18 protein-coding genes are annotated in these 18,863 nt (G+C 63.9%); 8 read left to right on the top strand and 10 right to left on the bottom strand.

Annotation, left to right across the window (positions count from 1 at the left end; translation table 11 throughout):
- Positions 1–50: 50 nt before the first annotated feature.
- The gene (gene twy1, locus AArc1_RS05065) at positions 51–1,031 is read right to left on the bottom strand and encodes a 4-demethylwyosine synthase TYW1 (protein ID WP_117363348.1); all 981 of its coding nucleotides are present in this window, start codon (positions 1,029–1,031) and stop codon (positions 51–53) included.
- A gap of 471 nt (positions 1,032–1,502) precedes the next feature.
- Between twy1 and AArc1_RS05060 the strand changes: the two genes are divergently transcribed.
- Positions 1,503–2,306, top strand: a complete 804-nt coding sequence (locus tag AArc1_RS05060; RefSeq protein WP_117363347.1) for an AAC(3) family N-acetyltransferase — start codon at positions 1,503–1,505, stop codon at positions 2,304–2,306.
- Between the two features lie 23 nt (positions 2,307–2,329).
- On the opposite strand, the gene AArc1_RS05055 is transcribed toward AArc1_RS05060, so the two are convergent.
- The 3 genes from AArc1_RS05055 to glpK form a co-directional block, all read right to left on the bottom strand.
- The gene (locus AArc1_RS05055) at positions 2,330–2,617 is read right to left on the bottom strand and encodes a hypothetical protein (protein WP_117363346.1); all 288 of its coding nucleotides are present in this window, start codon (positions 2,615–2,617) and stop codon (positions 2,330–2,332) included.
- A gap of 46 nt (positions 2,618–2,663) precedes the next feature.
- A complete protein-coding gene (locus AArc1_RS05050; RefSeq protein WP_117363345.1) occupies positions 2,664–3,344 on the bottom strand; it encodes an HAD-IIB family hydrolase in 681 nt (226 codons plus the stop codon).
- 93 nt (positions 3,345–3,437) lie between these two features.
- The gene (glpK, locus tag AArc1_RS05045; RefSeq protein ID WP_117363344.1) at positions 3,438–4,985 is read right to left on the bottom strand and encodes a glycerol kinase GlpK; all 1,548 of its coding nucleotides are present in this window, start codon (positions 4,983–4,985) and stop codon (positions 3,438–3,440) included.
- 284 nt (positions 4,986–5,269) lie between these two features.
- On the opposite strand from glpK, the gene glpA reads away from it, so the two are divergent.
- The 5 genes from glpA to AArc1_RS05020 all read left to right on the top strand — a co-directional run bounded on the left by glpA (position 5,270) and on the right by AArc1_RS05020 (position 12,874).
- Complete coding sequence (glpA, locus tag AArc1_RS05040) at positions 5,270–6,940, top strand: anaerobic glycerol-3-phosphate dehydrogenase subunit GlpA (RefSeq protein ID WP_117363343.1); 1,671 nt, start codon at positions 5,270–5,272, stop codon at positions 6,938–6,940.
- A 1-nt stretch (position 6,941) separates the two neighbouring features.
- Positions 6,942–8,243: a glycerol-3-phosphate dehydrogenase subunit GlpB gene (gene glpB, locus AArc1_RS05035; protein ID WP_117363342.1), complete on the top strand. Its 1,302-nt coding sequence runs from the start codon at positions 6,942–6,944 to the stop codon at positions 8,241–8,243.
- A complete protein-coding gene (locus AArc1_RS05030) occupies positions 8,240–9,556 on the top strand; it encodes an anaerobic glycerol-3-phosphate dehydrogenase subunit C (protein WP_117363341.1) in 1,317 nt (438 codons plus the stop codon). The genes glpB and AArc1_RS05030 overlap by 4 nt, the downstream gene beginning before the upstream one ends.
- Entirely contained in the window at positions 9,553–10,722 is a 1,170-nt protein-coding gene (locus tag AArc1_RS05025; RefSeq protein ID WP_117363340.1) for a Cdc6/Cdc18 family protein, read from the top strand. The genes AArc1_RS05030 and AArc1_RS05025 overlap by 4 nt, the downstream gene beginning before the upstream one ends.
- A 79-nt stretch (positions 10,723–10,801) precedes the next feature.
- The gene (locus tag AArc1_RS05020; protein ID WP_117363339.1) at positions 10,802–12,874 is read left to right on the top strand and encodes a hypothetical protein; all 2,073 of its coding nucleotides are present in this window, start codon (positions 10,802–10,804) and stop codon (positions 12,872–12,874) included.
- Between the two features lie 45 nt (positions 12,875–12,919).
- Here the strand turns inward: AArc1_RS05020 and AArc1_RS19470 are convergent, their stop codons facing one another.
- From AArc1_RS19470 to AArc1_RS05005, 4 genes are all read right to left on the bottom strand, one after another.
- The gene (locus AArc1_RS19470) at positions 12,920–13,054 is read right to left on the bottom strand and encodes a DUF7503 family protein (protein ID WP_267130090.1); all 135 of its coding nucleotides are present in this window, start codon (positions 13,052–13,054) and stop codon (positions 12,920–12,922) included.
- A gap of 256 nt (positions 13,055–13,310) precedes the next feature.
- A complete protein-coding gene (locus tag AArc1_RS05015) occupies positions 13,311–13,595 on the bottom strand; it encodes a translation initiation factor eIF-1A (protein WP_117363338.1) in 285 nt (94 codons plus the stop codon).
- Positions 13,596–13,698: 103 nt separating this feature from the next.
- Positions 13,699–14,211 (bottom strand): YkgJ family cysteine cluster protein, encoded by a 513-nt coding sequence (locus AArc1_RS05010; protein ID WP_117363337.1) that lies wholly within the window; start codon positions 14,209–14,211, stop codon positions 13,699–13,701.
- 203 nt (positions 14,212–14,414) lie between these two features.
- Complete coding sequence (locus tag AArc1_RS05005) at positions 14,415–15,137, bottom strand: fumarylacetoacetate hydrolase family protein (protein ID WP_117363336.1); 723 nt, start codon at positions 15,135–15,137, stop codon at positions 14,415–14,417.
- 260 nt (positions 15,138–15,397) lie between these two features.
- Between AArc1_RS05005 and AArc1_RS05000 the strand changes: the two genes are divergently transcribed.
- Positions 15,398–16,291 carry a sulfurtransferase gene (locus AArc1_RS05000; RefSeq protein WP_117363335.1) on the top strand — a complete coding sequence of 298 codons (894 nt, stop codon included), beginning with the start codon at positions 15,398–15,400 and terminating at the stop codon, positions 16,289–16,291.
- Between the two features lie 312 nt (positions 16,292–16,603).
- On the opposite strand, the gene AArc1_RS04995 is transcribed toward AArc1_RS05000, so the two are convergent.
- A complete protein-coding gene (locus AArc1_RS04995; protein ID WP_117363334.1) occupies positions 16,604–17,311 on the bottom strand; it encodes a hypothetical protein in 708 nt (235 codons plus the stop codon).
- Between the two features lie 117 nt (positions 17,312–17,428).
- On the opposite strand from AArc1_RS04995, the gene AArc1_RS04990 reads away from it, so the two are divergent.
- Positions 17,429–17,635 (top strand): hypothetical protein, encoded by a 207-nt coding sequence (locus AArc1_RS04990; RefSeq protein ID WP_117363333.1) that lies wholly within the window; start codon positions 17,429–17,431, stop codon positions 17,633–17,635.
- Positions 17,636–17,836: 201 nt separating this feature from the next.
- On the opposite strand, the gene AArc1_RS04985 is transcribed toward AArc1_RS04990, so the two are convergent.
- Positions 17,837–18,802: a transcription initiation factor IIB gene (locus tag AArc1_RS04985; RefSeq protein ID WP_117363332.1), complete on the bottom strand. Its 966-nt coding sequence runs from the start codon at positions 18,800–18,802 to the stop codon at positions 17,837–17,839.
- Positions 18,803–18,863 lie beyond the last annotated feature (61 nt).

Below are 18,863 nucleotides of genomic sequence, written 5' to 3'. Positions count from 1 at the left end.
GTTATTGCCGACCAGATCCCCCTCGAGTCGACAGTTCAGCAGTCCGGCGATCAGTCGCCCGTAACTGGATCGCGCGCCCAGAACTCACTGTCTTTTTTCAGTTTTGGGACCCACGTATCCGTCGTCTTCGAGAGCAAGGCGACTCTCGAGGCCGGTACGTCCTTGCACTCGGTAAACGCAGGCATGTGCGCCATGACGTCCTCGGCGAAGGAGACGACGGCCTCGTGGTCGGGCATCGACGAGCGGTCCAGGCGACCCCGCGAGTGGCCGACGTGCATGTAGGCTTTCAGTTCGATAAAGTCGGGGTCGGCGAGCTGGTAGAATCCGGCATACCAGTCGGGGTGGTGCATGTTCTCGCCGTCGACCAGCGTCGTCCGGAGGACGGTTCGAGTCTCGTCTTTCTCGGCGAGGATGTCCATCGTCTCGAGCAACTTCTCCCAGGCGTCGTCCTCCATCGCCTTGACGACCTGATCGAAGGTGTGTCGTTCCGGCGCATCGACGCTGACGTACAGCTGCGTTGGATTACACTCCCGCAGGATGTCCGGCCGAGTGCCGTTCGAGACGAGGAACGTGGTGACGTCACGGTCGTGAAACGCCTCGAGCAGCTCCGGCAAGTAGGGATAGAGCGTCGGCTCGCCATCGAGCGAGATGGCGACGTGGCGGGGTTCCATCGCCTCTTCGAATACCTCGCGAGGAACCTCTTCGTTGCCGCCAAACCCCGAGAGGAGCCTCTTCTGAAGGTCGAGCGAGGCGTCGACGACGGCCTCGGGGTCGTCCCACTCGACGTCCTCGAGTTCGTAGGCGTGGCCACGGTGGTCTCGCCAGCAGAAGACACACCGTTCGTTACACCGGACGACCGGCGTCATCTGGATACAGCGGTGTGACTCGATTCCGTACCAGATGTTTTTGTAGCACTTGCCCTCCCCACGCAACGCGTTAGCCGTCCAGCCACAGGTCTGGGCAGCCGTGTGACGCTCGCTGTGGTAGTCCGGTGAGTCGACCTGGCTCGGACCCCCGTCGGAATCGCTCATTAGGGACGGCGTACGACCTCGAGGGCAAAAACGTCCGCGTTCTCGTTGAAAGCGATCGACGAGTACCAACACGCGGCACAGCGGATGGCAACGGCTGGGTCGGAACACTCCCAGTTACCGACTGCCGGGTAGAGATACAACCAAGCAAGCCGTCCGACGGGGGTCCCATCCGTCGGTAGTCGCCCCCGTACTGGCATGTGCCGACTGACTTCCCAGGGCCAACACCCGACTAACAATAGCCGACTGTCGGGTGTACCGCTGTAGGATCGTCGGTTCCCACACTCGAGGGCAGTTCGGGGGCTCGCGACGAGTGGAACCGGCGGCGTCCAGTAATCCGTTCGCTATGACAGTCGACACAGGCTTCGAACGTGGTCTCGGGCACCGAACCGTGGCTCGAGCGACAGGCACAGAACAGGGCCGTCCGAGAGAGACACGAACGGCAGAGACAAGCCCCAACACCGGTGGGACTGGATGACGACCCTGTCACACCTCCCACGGACGCTCTGGTGTACCGGTAAGTACTACGTAAAAAAGAAGACGCCGGGCAGGCCCGTCAGTGCGGTCGATCCATCGACGTTCGAACGACTACTCGAGTGTTACGACGACGACGTGGTGTTCGTCCACGCCGGCCTGAGCGACATCAACACGGCGTTCGAACGGGACCCGTACGACTACCTGTTCGAGGTGCTGACCGAGCGCTTCGAGTCGGTTCTGGTGCCGGGGTTTACGCCGTCGTTTCGGGAGACTGGCGAGTATCACAAAGCGTCCTCGACGCCGGAAGTCGGCGCGTTCTCGCGGTTGTTCCTCGACGACGCTCACTACCGGACCGACGACGCGATTCACTCGGTTCAGGTCCACGGCCCGTATCGGTTCGACGGCTGTGACCACCACGATACGTTCGGCCCGAACGGCTGTTATGCTCAGCTTGATTCGGACGACGTGCTCATCCTCAACGTCGGAACGCCCTGGTTCATCAGCACGCAGCTGCATTACATCGAGATGGCGTCGGACCCGCCGTACGCAGACCTCGACGAGAGCGAGGGCCGGATCTACTACGACGACGGCGAGAGCGAACCCATTAGACAAACGAGTTTCGACAAGAACGAGTACGTCTACTACTGGAACCGAGACCGCATCCGTGACGAGGCGATGGACGCTGGCGTACTCGACCACCACGAACTCAACGGCCTCTCGGTGACGGCGGTCCGAGCGAACGCCCTCGCAAGGTTCCTCGAGCCCAAACTCGAGGCCGATCCGTACTATCTGGTGAGTTGATCGATCCGGCGAGACGGACGGAGTTAAGGGAGCGTCCCGGGTTCGGTTGCCTCGTCGCCCTCGTTGGAGACCTCACGTTCGAAGCCATAGAGCACGATCCCGGTGTTTGCCGTGAGTAAGACGCCGGTGATCGGTGCGGTCGGCACGAACAGGTAGAGGTAGACGCCGACGGCGACCGCACCGCCTGCGAGTGTCGCCCACAACAGCGGCCGAGAGACGTCGACCCGAGTCGCATCCCAGTACGTCCCGCCGAAGACCGTACCCGTCGCCAGGAGTCCAAAGAGCGCGACGAGGGGCGATTCGACGACCATACCAGAGCGTCGGTCGGACGAGAGAAAAGCGTTCTGTCCCGGCGGGCTACGACGACCGAATCCGCTCGAGTACCGACAGCGTTCCATCGGCGTGGACTGCTTCGAGGACCTCGTCGGCGGCCGCCCTCGCAGCGTCGTCGGCGTTGGCGACGGCGAAGCTCCGGCCGACGACATCGAACGTCGAAACGTCGTTGATCGAGTCGCCGACGGCGACGGCATCGGCGGGGTCGAATCCGACGTGGTCGGCGATTCGCTCGACGCCATCGCCTTTGTTCTGGGCTGGATCCTTGACGTGATAGGCGTAGCCGGTGTCGATGACCTCGAGTCCGTAAGCGGCGGCGATCTCGCACAACGGATCGATCGGCTGCTCGAGGTTGATGGCGATCTCGGTCTCGCGCCAGCGGTTGACGGTATCGGCCTCGCCCCATCCTAGCGAGTGGCCGGCGGCACGGTACTCCTCGACGACGGCCTGGGCGGCCTCGCGGTCGGCGGTGTAGAAGACCTCGTCGCCGGTGTAGACGACGCCGCCGTTTTCTGCGACAACACGTTCGGGGATGCCGGCGAAGTGACAGAGAGCGACGGGGTATGGAAAGGCCTTCCCGGTCGCGAGCACGACGGGGCCGTTCCACTCGTGGAGCGGATCGAAAACGCGCGGATCGATGCCCCAGGTGTCGGGCCGGGTGAGCGTGCCGTCGATGTCGAGCACCAGCGGCGGATCGTCGGTCATACCGGAGTCTCCGCGTCGGGGACGAAAAGTCGTCTGATCCCGGCGACGGACGCCGGGGCTCGCCGGAGCCGAGCGACCGGCGATCACACTGGATCAGGAACTGCTCGGGTCGTCGATCGCCCAGCCGCGGGCACAGTCGACGGCGTCGATCCAGCGGTCGTAGCGGGCGTCGGCCGTCTCGAGGTCGAGTTGCGGAGCGAACTCGCGGTCGACCTGCCAGTTGGTTCGCAGCTGCTCGAGGTCGTCCCAGTAGCCGACGGCCAGCCCGGCGGCGTAGGCCGAGCCGAGCGCCGTCGTCTCGTCGACGACGGGGCGAACGATCGCCGAGCCGATGATGTCCGACTGGAGCTGACAGAGGAAGTTGTTCTTGACCGCGCCGCCATCGACCTTGAGCGAGGTCATCTCGATGCCCGAATCCGCCTCCATCGCTTCTTTGACGTCGCGGGTCTGGTAAGCGATCGACTCGAGCGTCGCACGGACGACGTGTTCTTTGCGGGTACCGCGGGTCATCCCGACGATGGTGCCGCGGGCGCGCTGGTCCCAGTGTGGGGCACCCAGGCCGGTAAACGCGGGGACGACGTAGACGCCGTCGGTGGTGTCGACGCTGCGAGCGAGTTCGGCGGTCTGGGCGGGGTCGTCGATCAGGCTCATGTCCTCGAGCCACTCGATCGCCGCGCCGGTGATGAAGATCGACCCCTCGAGGGCGTACTGGACGGGTTCGCCGGAGCGCTGGAAGCCGATCGTCGTCAGCAAGCCGTGGTCCGATTCGACGGCCTCGCCCCCGGTGTTCATCAGGAAGAACGACCCCGTGCCGTAGGTGTTCTTGGCGTCGCCAGCGTCGAAGCAGGTCTGGCCGAACAGCGCGGCCTGCTGGTCGCCGAGGGCTCCCGCGACGGGGACTTCGGCGCCGAGGAAGCCCTCGGGGTCGGTCGTCCCGTATGTCGCGTCGTCGCTCGAGGGGCGGACCTCCGGCAACATCTCACGGGGGATCGAAAACTCCTCGAGGAGGTCGTCGTCCCACTCGAGGTCGTGGATGTTGTACAGCATCGTTCGCGAGGCGTTCGTGACTTCGGTGACGTGTTCGCCCGTGAGGTTGTAGATGAGCCAGCTGTCGATCGTTCCGAACAGCACTTCGCCGGTTTCGGCCCGGTCGCGGACGTCCGCAGGGCGAGCGCGCTCCATCTTGATCGGATCACCTTCCTCGAGCAGCCACTCGGCTTTCGTCGCCGAGAAGTACGCGTCGGCCTCGAGACCGGTCTTCTCGCGAATGGTCTCGACCGCGCCGTTGGCCTCGAGTTGCTCGATGCGGTCGGTGGTGCGTCGGTCCTGCCAGACGATAGCGTTGTGGACCGGCCGACCGGAGTCGGCGTCCCACAGCACCGTCGTCTCGCGCTGATTGGTCACGCCGATAGCCTCGAGCTGGTCGGGGCTGACCTCGGCCTGGCCGAGCGCCCGCGTGATGACGCGTTTGGTGTTCTCCCAGATCTCGAGTGGGTCGTGTTCGACCCAGCCGGGTTCCGGGTAGATCTGTTCGTGTTTTTCGTAGGCGTTTGCGACGACCTGTCCGGCGTGGTCGAAAACGATAAAGCGCGTGCCGGTTGTTCCCTGATCGACTGCGCCGACGTACGTGTGCTCTGTCACTGGTGTCACCCCGTAGGCTCACGCGATATCTTTACCGGAGGTCACGTGATACTGATAAACAATCTCCAGGATTATCATAAGCGTTTCCCATCGATTCGGGTGGGCAGACGCCGGAAGCCGACTCGAACGAGCGTTCGACGATGATCCAATCGTCCGAAAGCTCGAGTAACAGACCGCATCGAACGGTTCGCTCCCACTCGAGCATCGCGTCGAGACGTTTCTTATGGCTGTTGGGCCTGCGGCGATAAAATAAAGGTCGAGCGCTCCCAGGTACCGATAACGGAATGGCAACGGACACCGACGTCCTCGTCCTCGGTGGGGGATCGACCGGCTGTGGTATCGCCCGAGATCTGGCGATGCGCGGCCTCGAGGTCACCCTCCTCGAGCGGGGAACGCTAACAGACGGGACGACCGGCCGGATGCACGGCCTGCTCCACAGCGGTGGCCGGTACGCCGTCTCAGATCAGGCGAGCGCGAGAGAGTGCATCGAAGAGAACCGTATCCTTCGGGAGATCGCGGGCCACTGCGTCGAGGAGACCGGCGGGCTGTTCGTCAAGCGCCCGGAAGATTCGGACGCATACTTCCAGGAAAAACTCGAGGGCTGTCGTGAGTGTGATATCCCGGCGACGGTCCTTTCGGGCCGTGAAGCCCGCGAGATCGAACCCTATCTCGCGACGGACGTCGAGCGAGCGATCGAGGTTCCCGACGCGGCGGTCGACCCGTTTCGCCTGTGCGTCGCGAACGCGATGGATGCGACAGCCCACGGCGCACGTATCGAGACTCACGCGGAGGTGATCGACCTCCTGAGGGACGGCGACGATGTCTTCGGCGTCACCGTCCGCCACGGCGCTGGCCCCGGCAAGCGAACCGACGTGCCGACCGGAACGGTCGAGGAGATCACCGCCGACTACGTCGTCAACGCGACGGGCGCGTGGGCCGGAGCGATCGCTGGGATGGCCGACCTCGAGGTCGAGGTCCGTCCCTCGAAGGGCGTGATGACGATCATGAACGTCCGGCAGGTCGACACCGTCATCAACCGCTGTCGCCCGAAAGGTGACGCAGACATCATCGTCCCCCACGAGACGACGGCGATCCTCGGCACGACCGACGAGGAGGTCGACGACCCCGACGACTACCCCGAAGAACGCTGGGAGGTCGACGCGATGATCGACACGCTCGCAGAACTCGTCCCCATCCTCCGGGAGGCCCGGACGATCCGGTCGTTCTGGGGGGTTCGACCGCTGTACGAGCCGCCGGAAACCGGCACCACGGACCCGACCGACATCACGCGCGAGTTCTTCTTGCTCGATCACGCCGACCGGGACGGCGTCTCGGGCATCACGAGCATCGTCGGCGGGAAGCTGACCACCTACCGCGCGATGGCCGAAGCGATTTCCGACCACGTCTGTGCCGAACTCGGCGTGAACGCCTCGTGTGAAACCGCGGACGAACCGCTGCCCGGCAGCGAGCGCCTCGAGACGCTCGAGGCGGCGATGGACGAGTTCGGGCTTCGGTCGCCGGTCGCCCGCCGGTCCAGCCAGCGACTTGGCAGTCGGACTCGGGAGGTACTCGAGCGCTACGACCCCAATCCGGTCATCTGCCAGTGTGAGGGTGTGACCCGCGCGGAAGTGCAGGACGCAATCGCCCAGTCGGGGTCGGACCTGAACGCGGTTCGAATTCGAACGCGGGCCTCGATGGGCAACTGCCAGGGTGGCTTTTGCTGTCAGGAACTGGCCTGTGAACTCCATCCCGCGTACGACGCCGAAACCGTCCGCGACGCGTTCGACGAACTGTTCGAAGAGCGCTGGAAGGGCCAGCGCCACGCCCTCTGGGGAGAACAGCTCTCGCAGGCCATGCTCACCTACGCGTTGCACACGACGACGATGAACCGCGACGGCGATCCCGCGGGCGACTCGCAGGCGATCGACTACGCGGCCTTCGACGGAGGGCGGTGAGATGGCGATCGAAGACGACGTGCTCGTGATCGGGGGCGGCCTCGCGGGTGCGACCGCCGCCCTGGCCGCAGCCGAGCGTGACGTCCGTGTGCGGCTGGTGACGTACAAACAGAGCACGCTGCGCCACGCCAGCGGCCTGATCGACGTTCTCGGGTACGCGCCGACCGACGACGGACCGCTCACCAATCCGTACGACGCACTCGAGAGCCTGCCCGACAGCCATCCCTATCGGCTCGTCGGAGAAGCGGCGATTCGTAAGGCACTGGCTTTCTTCGACGAGCTGGCGGGTGCGGCGTACGCCGGCTCTCACACCGACGCCAACGCGCTCGTGCCGACGGCAGCCGGGACGATCAAGCCGACAGCCCGCTACCCGACGGCGACGGCCCCCGGCCTCGCAAGCGACCGTCGAGATGTCTTGCTCGTCGGCTTCGAGACGCTGCCGGGGTTCGACGCCCCGCTGGCTGCGGCCCATCTCGAGGCTGCTGGCGTCCCGTTCGACGTTCGCGGCGCGACGTGTTCGTTCCCCGGCATTCGACGGGACGACGCGAAGGTGACGCGGTACGCCCACCTGCTCGACGTCGACGAAGCAATCGCGGTCGACGCCGGTGAAATCGGCGTGCGAGCGGCGCTGATCGAAGCCGTCGAGGGACACCTCGAGGGCGAAGCTCGCGTCGGCTTTCCCGCACTCCTTGGCGACGAACACGCCGACGAGGTCCGGACGGACCTCGCGGATGGACTCGGCGTCGACGTCTTCGAGGTCCCGATGGGGCCGCCGAGTCTGCCGGGGATCCGGCTCGAGGACCTGTTGTACGATGCGCTCGAGGACGCTGGCGTGCGGGTCACCTCGGGCGTTCCCGTGGTCGAGTACGAGACGGCAGGGGCCAGCGAAGATCGGATCGACCACGTCGTCGTCGACCGAAACGGTGCCCAGGTCCCCCACCGGGCCACCCAGTACGTCCTCGCGACGGGCGGGCTGGTCGGAAAAGGCGTCCAGTCCGAGCGCCAGCGAGTGTACGAACCGATCTTTGACTGTCACGTTTCCCACGCCGACGACCGGTACGAGTGGTTCGTCGACGGCGTCTTCGACGAGCAGCCCTACGCGCGGTTCGGCCTGTCCGCCGATGGCGAGTTGCGGCCGCTCGACGCCGACGGCAAGCCGGAGTTCCGGAACCTGCGAGCGGCCGGTTCGGTACTCGGCGGCTACGATTACGCGGCCGAGAAATCCGGCAGCGGCGTCTCGCTCGCGACGGGCTACGTCGCCGGAACCCATGCGGGCGAGGCGGTAGACGAGGTGATTCGATGAGCGACGCAGACAACCCCACCGACGACGCGAGCGACGAGTTCGAACCGATTCAGGTGTTCCCCGAGGCCGAGGAGATGGACCTCCGGCCGGGCGCGGACAACTGCTATAAATGTTCGACCTGCGACACCAACTGCCCCGTCGCCGAAGTCGACGACGAGTTCCCCGGACCGAAGTTCCAGGGTCCAGAACAGTGGCGGCTCAAGCGCCAGGACGACCACGACATCGACGAGTCGGTGATGAAGTGTTCGAACTGTATGCGCTGTGATAGCGCCTGTCCCTCGTCGGTGCCGCTATCGCAGATGCACAACACGGCTCGCGGCGAGTACGTCGAGAACCACATGAGCAAGTTCTCCCGCGAATACGTCCGCAACCGTATCCTCGCGAACTACCGACGGCTCGCGCCGCTTGCGGCGACGTTCCCGCGCACCGCGAACTTCGTGATGGGGCTGTCGATCACGCGGTGGCTCGGTGAGAAGACGCTCGGTATTACGAGCGAGCGTGAGTTTCCCGCGTTCGCGACGGAGACGTTTCGAGACTGGTGGAGAAAGCGAGGTGGGGCGAAGGTCCAAAACGAGGATCAGAAGATCGCGTACTTCCACGGCTGCTACTCGAACTACAATACGCCCGAGGTCGCAAAGGCGCTCGTCCGCGTCTACGAGCACTTCGGCTACGAGGTGCTGGTCCCCCCACAGTCGTGTTCGGGAACGCCGATGTTCGCCAACGGAATGCTCGAGGACGCCCGACGGGCCGCAGAGACGAACGTTCGCGAACTCGCGGCGGCACTCGAGGACGGGGCCGACGTCATCGCCTCCTGTAGTTCCTGTTCGATGTCGATTCGCCAGGAGTACCCCGAACTGTTCGACTTCGAGGACACCGAGGACGTGGCCGCGAACACCTGGGACGCCCTCGAGTACCTTCGGGTCCACGAGGACCTCGAGGGCGAACTCGAAGGGGCGTCGGTCGAGGGTTTCGACGACTTCGCCTACCACGCGCCGTGTCACGCCCGGAACCAGGGTCTCGATGGCCAGACGGTCGAGCTACTGGACGTGATCGACGGTGTCGACGCCCACGACGTCGGTGACTCCTGTTCGGGTATCTCCGGCACCTACGGCTGGAAAGCAGAAAACTACGAGACGTCGATGAAGATCGGCGAAGAGATGTTCGATCACATGGACACCGCCGACGCCGAAACGGGCCTCACCGAGTGTCCAACCTGTTCGATGCAGATGGAACACGGCACCGGCTACGAGATTCGCCACCCCCTCGAAGTGCTCGAGGCGGCACTCTTCTCAGACCGACCGGAGACGGCATGAACTTACAGGACCGCATCGACAGGCGACGCTCGGCTCACCAGGAGCAGTCGATCGTCGTCGACTGGACGCACCTGAGCCCAGTCGTCCACCGACCGGAGCCGATCGGGCGAGGGCCGGTCTTAGAGCAGTTGCTCGACGCGTTAGAGCCGGTGTTCGACGACGAGTTGCCCGATCCAGTTGCTATCGTTGGCCCGCCGGGATCCGGCACCTCCGCGATCGTGACTGCGCTGTTCGACGCGCTCGACGACCGGCTGGGCGACTCGAGCCGACCGATCGAGACGACGACTCGCGCAGGCGACGCCAGTCCTAGTACGTCGTTTGTCGCCATCGACGCCCGTCGCGTCGAGAGCGCCTTTGCGTTCTACCGCACCCTGCTGTCCGCCCTTTCATCGACTCCAGTCCCCGAAAGCGGCATCGGGACCGGCGAACTCCGCGATCGGCTCCGGGAACGGTTCGATCGTCCTGACCGTCGGGCGGTCGTCGCGATCGACCACCACGACGAACCCGAGACGCTCGCGTACGATCGGGCACGAACACTGCTCGAGCCGGTCGCTGAACACGTCTCGACGGTCGCGGTCGGCCAACGCGAGCCTGAAGGCTGGACCGGTGAGACGGTCCTGGTACCGGCCTACCGCCACCACGAACTGGTCGACGTCCTCACCGACCGGGCGTCGACGGGGCTCGCGGCGGGCGTCCTCGACCACGAGCTTGTCCGCGACCTCGCGGTATGGGCCGACGGGAACGCTCACGACGGGCTGGCAGCGTTGTTCACAGCAGGGTTCGTCGCGACCGAAGCTGAGGCTGACCGGATCGACACCGAGCACGTACAGAAAGCGATGGCTGCCGTCCCCAACGAAAGTGTCCACGTAGATCGCGCACTCGCCGTCTCCAAAACCCGACAACAGGTCCTCCTCGAACTCGTCTCGGTCGAAGCTCGAGACCGACCGATCCGCGAGGTCGCGGCGGCGATCTCGGATCGATCCGACTTGACGACTGGAACGGTCAAACGGTTCCTCTATGAGCTCGCCGATCGGGGTGTGATCGAACGCGTACAGCTTCCGGGGAGCGGTAGCGGCCGCCGCCCCAGTACGGTCGAACCACGGTTTCCGACGACCGTCTTCCAGTCGCTCAGTTCGCGTCCCGCCACCGACATAGCGGGTTACTGACGGCTGTCGATTCAACTGGTGAGCCGATACAACCCTTTTTGACGGTAGGGATGAAACAGATCAGTATCCACACACGGGCATGACGATCACGTTCGAGGAGACGACCGACGACCCCGGGCTCGAGATACACGACTCGATCGAGCAACGACGGCTCCACCTCGAGACGGCTCAAACGGTTCGTCCTGAGGTGATCGACCCCCACGGCTTTTGCTTCCCGGTCGACAGGGCGTGTCGATTCGTCACGGACGAGCTGGTGCTCGATCAGACCTGTTCGGTGACCGTCCACGACGGGACGGGCCGGACCGAGCGGAGCCTCAACGTCGGCGACCGAATTGAACTCGAGGATCAAGCCCAGTTCGTCGGCCTGAGCGGGCCGATCAAGCTCTACTGTCGGCTCGATTCGACGGGCGTCATCGACGTCGGCCAGACGTCGATCCGGATCGCGCTCGAGCGAGCGGTGCCGATCGAACTCGGGGCGCGATCACCCCACGATCGGCCAGCCGCGACGATCACGACCCCGCCCGACCTCGACTCGATAGTCGAAGCGGTTTCGGCGATGCCGTCGGCACTGAAGACGCCCTCGCCCGAGCGAACGTGGCCAACGCTGCGGGGCCATCCACCGTTGATCGAACTCGGCGACGACCTCGAGATCCCAGACCCGATCAATCCCCCGGACAGCGACGTCGAACTCGTCGTTCCACCGGCGTACGAGGCGGTATTCCAGGCCGCACCGCTCGCGTTCTTCCTCGGAGCGACGGTTCGGCTTGGAGAAACGCCCAGACTCGAGACGCCGCGTTTCGAACGGTCACTGGTGACACGTGGTACTATCGAGGACGACGTCGCCCACCTGTTGAAACGGTTTTTCTTCCTCGACTGTCTGATCCGCACCGAGGGAATCTTCCAGTACGACCTCCACGAGCGATCCGTCCTCGAGGACGACCTCCCGTTCGATCTGGCCGAAGCGTACGCGGCGTCGCTGCCCGAGCGACTGGAGCGCTTTCTTGAGGTGCCCTACGAGCGCCTCGAGCCCTACCTTCCCCGGTGGCCGTTGACTGCTCACGTTCCGTCCGAAGCGGAGACCGTCGAACTGCTCCCGTTCGTCGTCAACGAACTCGGCATCGTTCGGGGGGCTCGCGGACGGATGACGACCGTCTCAGAGATCGATACGGCAAGCGCGGGACTCGTTCGCTCGACCAGCGGTACCCGAGCGCCGTCGACGTTCGACGCCGACTCGTCGTTCGTCGTCCCCGATGTCGTCGACGAGTCGATCGAACACGCCTGGTTCGGCGATCGCATCCCAAGACGCGCCTCGAAGGCGACGATCGACGCGTATCGTAATCAGTTGAACCGAGACGAACGCAGCGAGTCGATCGATATCCTACTGGTCTGTAATGACGCGCGCATGCTCGACGAGCACGACCTCTTAGACGGCGCTTACGGGAATCGAAAGGCGCTCCCGTTCGAGGTCCACTCCGAGTTTGGCGTCAGTACCGACCGGCTAGCCGACCTCCTCGCAAGCGGTGACTACGACTTCTTACACTACATCGGACACGCGACCGAAGACGGCATCCGCTGTCCAGACGGCGACCTTGACGTCAGAACGCTCGAGTCAGTCGATCTCGGCGTCTTCTTCCTCAACGCCTGTCGCTCTTACGAGCAGGGACTGGCGCTGACTCGCCGCGGTGCCTTCGGCGGCGTGAGTACGTACACCGACGTCGACAACGAGGACGCCGTCGAAGCCGGGGAAACGATGGCCAGACTGCTCAATCGTGGCTTCCCGCTTCGCGGCGCACTCGAGATCGCCCGCCAAAACGGGAAACTGGGCGACCAGTACCTGATCGTCGGCGACGGCTCCGCTGACATCGCCCAGTCTGACGGCGGGGCGCCGTCGATCATCGAACTCGATCGATACGACGACGGCTCGCTCGGCTTTGCGTGTCGGTCGTACTCGACGAAAGAGTACAAACTCGGCTCGGCGACAGCGTCGAACCTCGCGTCCGTCTCGGACCGACACCTCACGCCGGGACATGCGCCCGTGGCGACGGTTTCAGAAGACGAGATTCAGGAGTACCTCACCTGGACGAAGCTGCCAGTACAAGTCGACGGGACCCTTCGCTGGAACGACGGAATCGGCTACTTATCGAGTGATTGAGTACAGCGAACCGGAGAACGAACTACGCGGTGAGACGAACGTCTATTACGGGCCGATCTGCGTGTTGGTGCCTGCAGCGACTGTTCCAGCCTGGCTCAACAGGAGCACGAGGGTGAACAGCGCGCCAATCATTCGTGGGTTCTGTGCGAGATATTCCGTCATGGTGTCTTTCGCGGACATCACATTCCATCAGTCATTGCCGATGGAAATAAATTTATCTTATGATTACATATGAATGTTTATAAAATTCCGCCAAAGAGAATAGTGATTCTTCTACGGAGACACACTCGAGGAGCGCTGTACGGTGATAGCGGCCCCTGGGCGAGGATCTCAGTGGAACGTTCGTCTCGGAAAGTCGCTTACGGTGGAGTTCGAGAGAAAAATTCGGCGGACGAACATCGTCCGTCCGTACCGACCGAACGCACCGATTGGCGGATCACTCGATGTGGCCTTCGCGTCGAAGCTGGTCCGCGTCCTGGCTGGTGTAGCGCCACTCGATGGTGGCCTTCTCGTCCTGCCAGTCCCACGGCTCGGCGACGACGACGTCGTCTTGTTCGATCCACGTTCGGTACTTCATCCGGCCCGGAATGCGTCCGAGACGTTCTTTGCCGTCCGCACAGCGAAGCTGAACGTGATTGCCACCGAGGTGTTCGGTTACGATGGCGAATACTTCGTCGTTGTTGGGCATCCGAAGGTTCCGACGCCCGGTGTTTTCTGTCACAATTTATCTACGTGGGGGAGACGTTTAAATGGTTGGAGAGGGGCGTTAACATGGACCGGACGAAGCGAGTGCCGACGGTGACCGTCCGGACATTACAGAGCACTCACAGTTCGCGGTCGGAATCCGGGTTCTCGAGGTCCCAGAGGATCGCTGGCAGGAACGCCTCGAGGTTGTCGATCACGCGCCGGTCGCTGACCCCGAGGCCATCGCAGTGGTCGTGAGCCGAGTCTCGAACGTCGACGTGGAGGTCGCCGCCCTCGAGTCGGACCCCGAGGGGAAACACCGAACACCGCGTCGGTTTCCAGTCTTCCTCGAGGTGCAACGTACAGAGTCCATCCTCGCGGAGGAACGCACATGCGTGGCCGTCCTCGGCAACGTGGTCCTCGCGAGCTTTCTCTTCGCGGGTAACGAACTTTTCGCCGCGGAAGTCGGTCGTCGTCTCCACGAGGTTCGCCCGCTGGGCTAACTCGAGTAAATCTCGGTCGTAGAGCAATACCCCGTGGTGACAACACCACGTACACTCCTCGACGCACTCGAACGTGAGGTTGGGATCGAAGTCGACGACGACCTCGCGGCCGGGATAGACTTCGACGCGGGGCGACTCCTCGCTGGACACGTCGACCAGAACGTGACGGTCGGGCAAGTGTGTTGTCTTCCCGGTTGGGAGAGGTGAACACCTACAGCCAGCTTCGATCACCCTGGAACGGTTCGCAGTGGTGGGGAACTCTCCACGGAGAGTGACGCTCAGGTCGTCGTCGGATGACCAGAACGTGTACGGGTGAGGGTCACACTCGGCTCGAGGCTACGGGTCGAGTTCTCTCAGTCGCGTTCGTCCACCACGGTGTTCCGGAGCGTTCCGATGCCCTCGTAAGTGATCTCGACGGTATCACCGGCCTCGAGCAGGCCTGGGTTCGCCGGGCTGCCGAAGGCGACGACGTCGCCCGGCTCGAACGTGAATCGTTTCGAGAGGTAAGAAACCACTTCGTAGGGGCCGAACAGCATTAGTTCGGTGTTCGCCTCCTGGCGGCGCTCTCCTGCGACGTCGGTGTACATGTCGACCGCCCGCGGGTCGAGGTCGGTCTCGAGCCAGGGGCCCAGCGGCCCCGAGCCGTCGAATGCTTTGCGCGCGGTCCGGCCCTGCTGGTCGAGCGCGTCGACGTCGTTCATGATCGTATAGCCCCGGACGATTTCGGAAACGTCCTCTGGCTCGACGTTTCGGCAGCGTTCGTCGATGACGGCCGCCAACTCGCCGGCGTACGTGAGTTCGTCGGTGAACTCGGGATAGGGGATCGGCTGTTCGTGGGCGAGCAGCGACGCCGGGGGCTTGATGAAGAAGTCCGGTTCCTCGGGGCGTTCGTACTCCATCTGTTCTACGGTCTCGGCGTAGTTGCGGCCGACACAGTACAGGGCCGTGGGCTCACACGGCGGTAGCAGTCGGCCGTCGACGCCGACCTCGTAGGAGCCGTCCTCGGCGTAGACGACGCCGTCGTCGTACCGGCCCGAAACGGGCCCGTCGGTCGTGAGGAGTCGTGCGAGTCGCATACGTCCGCTGTTCGCTCGAGGGTGTTAGCGGTGCCGATACCGGTGTCAGGTGAACGCACGCAAGAGAGTGACACGTGTTGCCGGCACCCCGAACGAAGCGTACACCGTCAGATAACAGCGTTGTCGCTCGAGGGCCGCGTTTCGCGGGTGACCCGCCTCGAGGCTCGCGGAGTAGATCGCACGTCGATCGCGTCACAGGTACCGTCGACACTCACCGCCGCTGTTAGCTATTTGTGGGCGCTCGTGGGAGCCGACACCGCATGACGCACCACGACACTGACGTACTCGTCTCGGCGGACTGGGTCGAAGACCACCTGGAGGAGTTCCAGTCGGACGATTCCGACTACCGCATCGTCGAGGTCAACAGTCCCGAGTCGTCCGACGAGGGCGACTTTCCCTCGCGCTACGACGAGGGCCACATCCCAGGCGCGATCGGCCTCCAGTGGGACGAAGACCTCTCGGACCCGGACCAGCGTGACATCCTGAAAAAAGACGACTTCGAGGACGTCGTCGGAAGCCACGGCATCAACGAGGACTCGACGGTCGTCTTCTACGGTAACGGCTGGATCCCCAATTGGTTCGCGCTCTTTGCCTACTGGGAGTTCAACTACTACGGCCACGACGACGCTCGCGTCCTCGACGGCGGGAAAGACTACTGGGTGAACGAGGACTACCCGCTGACCGACGAGGAACCCGACTTCTCGGCCCAGGAGTACAGCGCAAGAGGTCCCTTCGAGAGCATCCGTGCGTACAAAGACGACGTCGACAAGGCCCGCGAGGCCGGCATCCCGATGGTCGACGTCCGCTCGCCCGAGGAGTTCTCCGGCGAGATGATCGCCCCCGAGGGCCTCCAGGAGACCGCCCAGCGCGGCGGTCACATCCCCGGTGCGTCGAACGTCCCCGTGAAGACGAACCTGACCGACGACGGCCGGTTCAAGGGAGCGGACGAACTCGAGGAGGTGTACGCCGACGAGGGGATCGACGGCGACGAATCGGTGGTCACGTACTGCCGGGTCGGCGAACGCTCGGCCATCGCCTGGTTCGCGCTGCACGAACTGCTCGGCTACGAAGACGTCCACAACTACGATGGCTCCTGGACCGAGTGGGGGAATCTGGTTCGAGCGCCGATAGAGAAGGGCGAGGGTGGCGAGTGAACGAGCCACCCTCGAGAAATCGAACGGGGAGCGAAGCGACCCGTGAGAGAGGCGAGGACTGAGTAGCGCGAGACCGGTGGTCTCGCATACCGTTCGCGCGGTGAAACCGCGCGAAGACGAAGCGAAGTCCTCGAGGCGGAGCGGTGAACGGAGTGAACCGCGGAGCGGGCGAGGGTGGCGAGTGAACGAGCCACCCTCGAGAAATCGAACGGGGAGCGAAGCGACCCGTGAGAGAGGCGAGGACTGAGTAGTGCGAGACCAGTGGTCTCACATACCGTTCGCGCGGTGAAACTGCGCGAAAGGGTGGACCGGTCAGAGCTGCGGCCGTCCACGATCGGTGCTGTCGCGGTGGACGATGGACGCAAAGAGGAAACCGATGGTTACGAGGAGTGCAATGCCGCCGAGCGAGTAGAGAACGACGGTGGTGACGGCCGAACTGCCGAGGAAGAACGCCATCGGCGAAAGGATCTGGGAGACGACGACGAGCGGGAGCAAGGTGGCGAACAGGAGTGTAACGGCCCAGCGTTCGTCCCAGTGGTCGCTCGAGCCATCGGTCGAGTCGCGCTCGTCGACCGCGTCCTCGAGTGTGAGTCGCCACTGGCTCCCGTCGTGGACGGTCGTGACCGCGTCGCCGAGGATCTCTGTCAGCGTCGCGGGCGTCCGGCCAACGTGCTCGAGCAGTCGTACGAGGTCGTTGTCCGCGGGCCAGTTTTGCGGCGGAACGGTAAACGTCCGGGTGAACGAGTCGCCGCTGGGCAACAGAAACTCGATCTCGATCTCGTCACCGGCGTCCGGCTGTCCCGCCTCCGGGAGCCGAAGCGTGCGGACCCAGGCCTCCTCGTGCTCGGCGTTCTTCCGATACCCCTCGAGTTGCTCGGCGAAGCGCTCGAGCGCGTCGGCGGCTGGTGTCGTGTCGTCGACCTCCGTGGCGGTCCCGGCGAGGAGATCACGCTCACGGTCGGAGTCGAGTCTGATGACCGTCGCCGCCTCTCGGTCTCGTTGTACTTCCTGTTCGTCCATCGTTCACGTATGGTACGGACTCGAGGGTTTTTGCTGTTTCGTGGGTATCGGACGGAGCGACACCGGCCGGCAGCTGCAAGCTGGTTCGTTTCTCGGGAGGCCGTCGTTCGTTCGGCTATGGCAACAACAGGTGCCCGAGATCGAACGGAACTGCTGAAAAACGCCAGCGTCGTCACGACGGTCGTCGACGCCGCCATGGAGTTCGCGAAGGGACGAGGGAAAAGCGGTGCGCTGTTGCTCGGAGCGGCCGCAGTCTCCTCGCGAGTCCCGGGCTTCGGCACGGCTGCTTCGCTTGCGCTTCGGGCCTACCGACGGCTTCGCTGACTGACGAAACACAGGTGGCAGTCGGTCGCCCGATGGTGGCCTTCGAGACGGATCGGTAGCGACGACGCTTGCCAGCAAAAGACGTACTCAAAACGAGCGAACGACCGGGTACACGTTGCGTAGTGGCACCTTCCTGATCCGTGGGTAAGACGGCGTGGAGGCAGTCAGTATCGAATACGGGGAGGAGTCCCCGTTCCGTCCCTAGTTGGGGAGACCCATCGCGCTGATCTGTTCTTGATACCGGTTCCGAATCGTGACCTCGGTTACCTGGGCGACGTTGGCGACCTCGTTCTGTGTCTTCTTTTCGTTACAAAGGAGCGCACTCGCGTAGATCGCGGCAGCGGCGTAGCCAGTCGGCGACTTTCCGGAGAGCATCCCCTGTTCGGCCGTCGTATCGATGATCTCGTTGGCTTTCGACTGGACCTCCTCCGAGAGGTCGAGTTCAGAACAGAACCGCGGGACGTACTTCTTCGGATCGACGGGCTGCATCTCGAGGCCGAGTTCCTGGGAGATGTACCGATAGGTGCGACCGATCTCCATACGATCGACACGGGAGACCGCAGCGACCTCGTCCAGCGATCGCGGGATCCCTTCCATCCGACACGCCGCGTACAGCGTACTCGTGGCGACGCCCTCGATGGAACGGCCGCGGATGAGGTCTTCCTCGAGCGCTCGTCGGTAGAGGACGCTCGCGACTTCTCGAACGGATCGGGGGACGCCGAGCGACGAGGCCATCCGGTCGGTCTCGGAGAGGGCGAACTGCAGGTTTCGTTCGCCGGCGTCTTTCGTCCGAATGCGCTCTTGCCACTTGCGCAGTCGGCTCATCTGCGTCCGCTTCTCCGAGGAGAGCGAGCGTCCGTAGGCGTCTTTGTTTTTCCAGTCGATGGTGGTGGTCAGCCCCTTGTCGTGCATCGTCTGGGTCGTCGGTGCGCCGACACGGGATTTGCTGTCCCGTTCTGCCGCGTTGAACGCCCGCCACTCCGGTCCCCGGTCGATCGTCTCTTCCTCGAGAATCAGCCCACAATCCTCACAGCTCACTTCGCTCCCGTCTGCACTCCTCGTCAGTGACGTCGAGTCACACTCAGGACAGGCACGAACCCCCTCTTGGTCGGTCGTCTCGTGCGTTGACTGGTCCTCACGCTCTTTCTCGCGAGTCAGGCGTCTCATTAATCACTCGTATAGAATCGCTCAGGAGGGTTAAATACTGGGTGCGATTCCGATGTCCCGA

Origin of the sequence: Natrarchaeobaculum sulfurireducens, from assembly GCF_003430825.1 — an archaeon.
Lineage (GTDB): Archaea > Halobacteriota > Halobacteria > Halobacteriales > Natrialbaceae > Natrarchaeobaculum > Natrarchaeobaculum sulfurireducens.
The sequence above is the reverse complement of the archived record's forward strand: the minus strand, read 5'-3'. Positions and strand labels throughout refer to the sequence as shown.

What these genes read in the sequence shown, in the direction of transcription:
- twy1 (WP_117363348.1), bottom strand. Translation starts at nt 1,031, where the DNA reads ATGAGCGATTCCGACGGGGGTCCGAGCCAGGTCGACTCACCGGACTAC.
- AArc1_RS05060 (WP_117363347.1), top strand. Translation starts at nt 1,503, where the DNA reads ATGACGACCCTGTCACACCTCCCACGGACGCTCTGGTGTACCGGTAAG.
- AArc1_RS05055 (WP_117363346.1), bottom strand. Translation starts at nt 2,617, where the DNA reads ATGGTCGTCGAATCGCCCCTCGTCGCGCTCTTTGGACTCCTGGCGACG.
- AArc1_RS05050 (WP_117363345.1), bottom strand. Translation starts at nt 3,344, where the DNA reads ATGACCGACGATCCGCCGCTGGTGCTCGACATCGACGGCACGCTCACC.
- glpA (WP_117363343.1), top strand. Translation starts at nt 5,270, where the DNA reads ATGGCAACGGACACCGACGTCCTCGTCCTCGGTGGGGGATCGACCGGC.
- glpB (WP_117363342.1), top strand. Translation starts at nt 6,942, where the DNA reads ATGGCGATCGAAGACGACGTGCTCGTGATCGGGGGCGGCCTCGCGGGT.
- AArc1_RS05030 (WP_117363341.1), top strand. Translation starts at nt 8,240, where the DNA reads ATGAGCGACGCAGACAACCCCACCGACGACGCGAGCGACGAGTTCGAA.
- AArc1_RS05025 (WP_117363340.1), top strand. Translation starts at nt 9,553, where the DNA reads ATGAACTTACAGGACCGCATCGACAGGCGACGCTCGGCTCACCAGGAG.
- AArc1_RS05020 (WP_117363339.1), top strand. Translation starts at nt 10,802, where the DNA reads ATGACGATCACGTTCGAGGAGACGACCGACGACCCCGGGCTCGAGATA.
- AArc1_RS19470 (WP_267130090.1), bottom strand. Translation starts at nt 13,054, where the DNA reads ATGTCCGCGAAAGACACCATGACGGAATATCTCGCACAGAACCCACGA.
- AArc1_RS05005 (WP_117363336.1), bottom strand. Translation starts at nt 15,137, where the DNA reads ATGCGACTCGCACGACTCCTCACGACCGACGGGCCCGTTTCGGGCCGG.
- AArc1_RS05000 (WP_117363335.1), top strand. Translation starts at nt 15,398, where the DNA reads ATGACGCACCACGACACTGACGTACTCGTCTCGGCGGACTGGGTCGAA.
- AArc1_RS04995 (WP_117363334.1), bottom strand. Translation starts at nt 17,311, where the DNA reads ATGGACGAACAGGAAGTACAACGAGACCGAGAGGCGGCGACGGTCATC.
- AArc1_RS04990 (WP_117363333.1), top strand. Translation starts at nt 17,429, where the DNA reads ATGGCAACAACAGGTGCCCGAGATCGAACGGAACTGCTGAAAAACGCC.
- AArc1_RS04985 (WP_117363332.1), bottom strand. Translation starts at nt 18,802, where the DNA reads ATGAGACGCCTGACTCGCGAGAAAGAGCGTGAGGACCAGTCAACGCAC.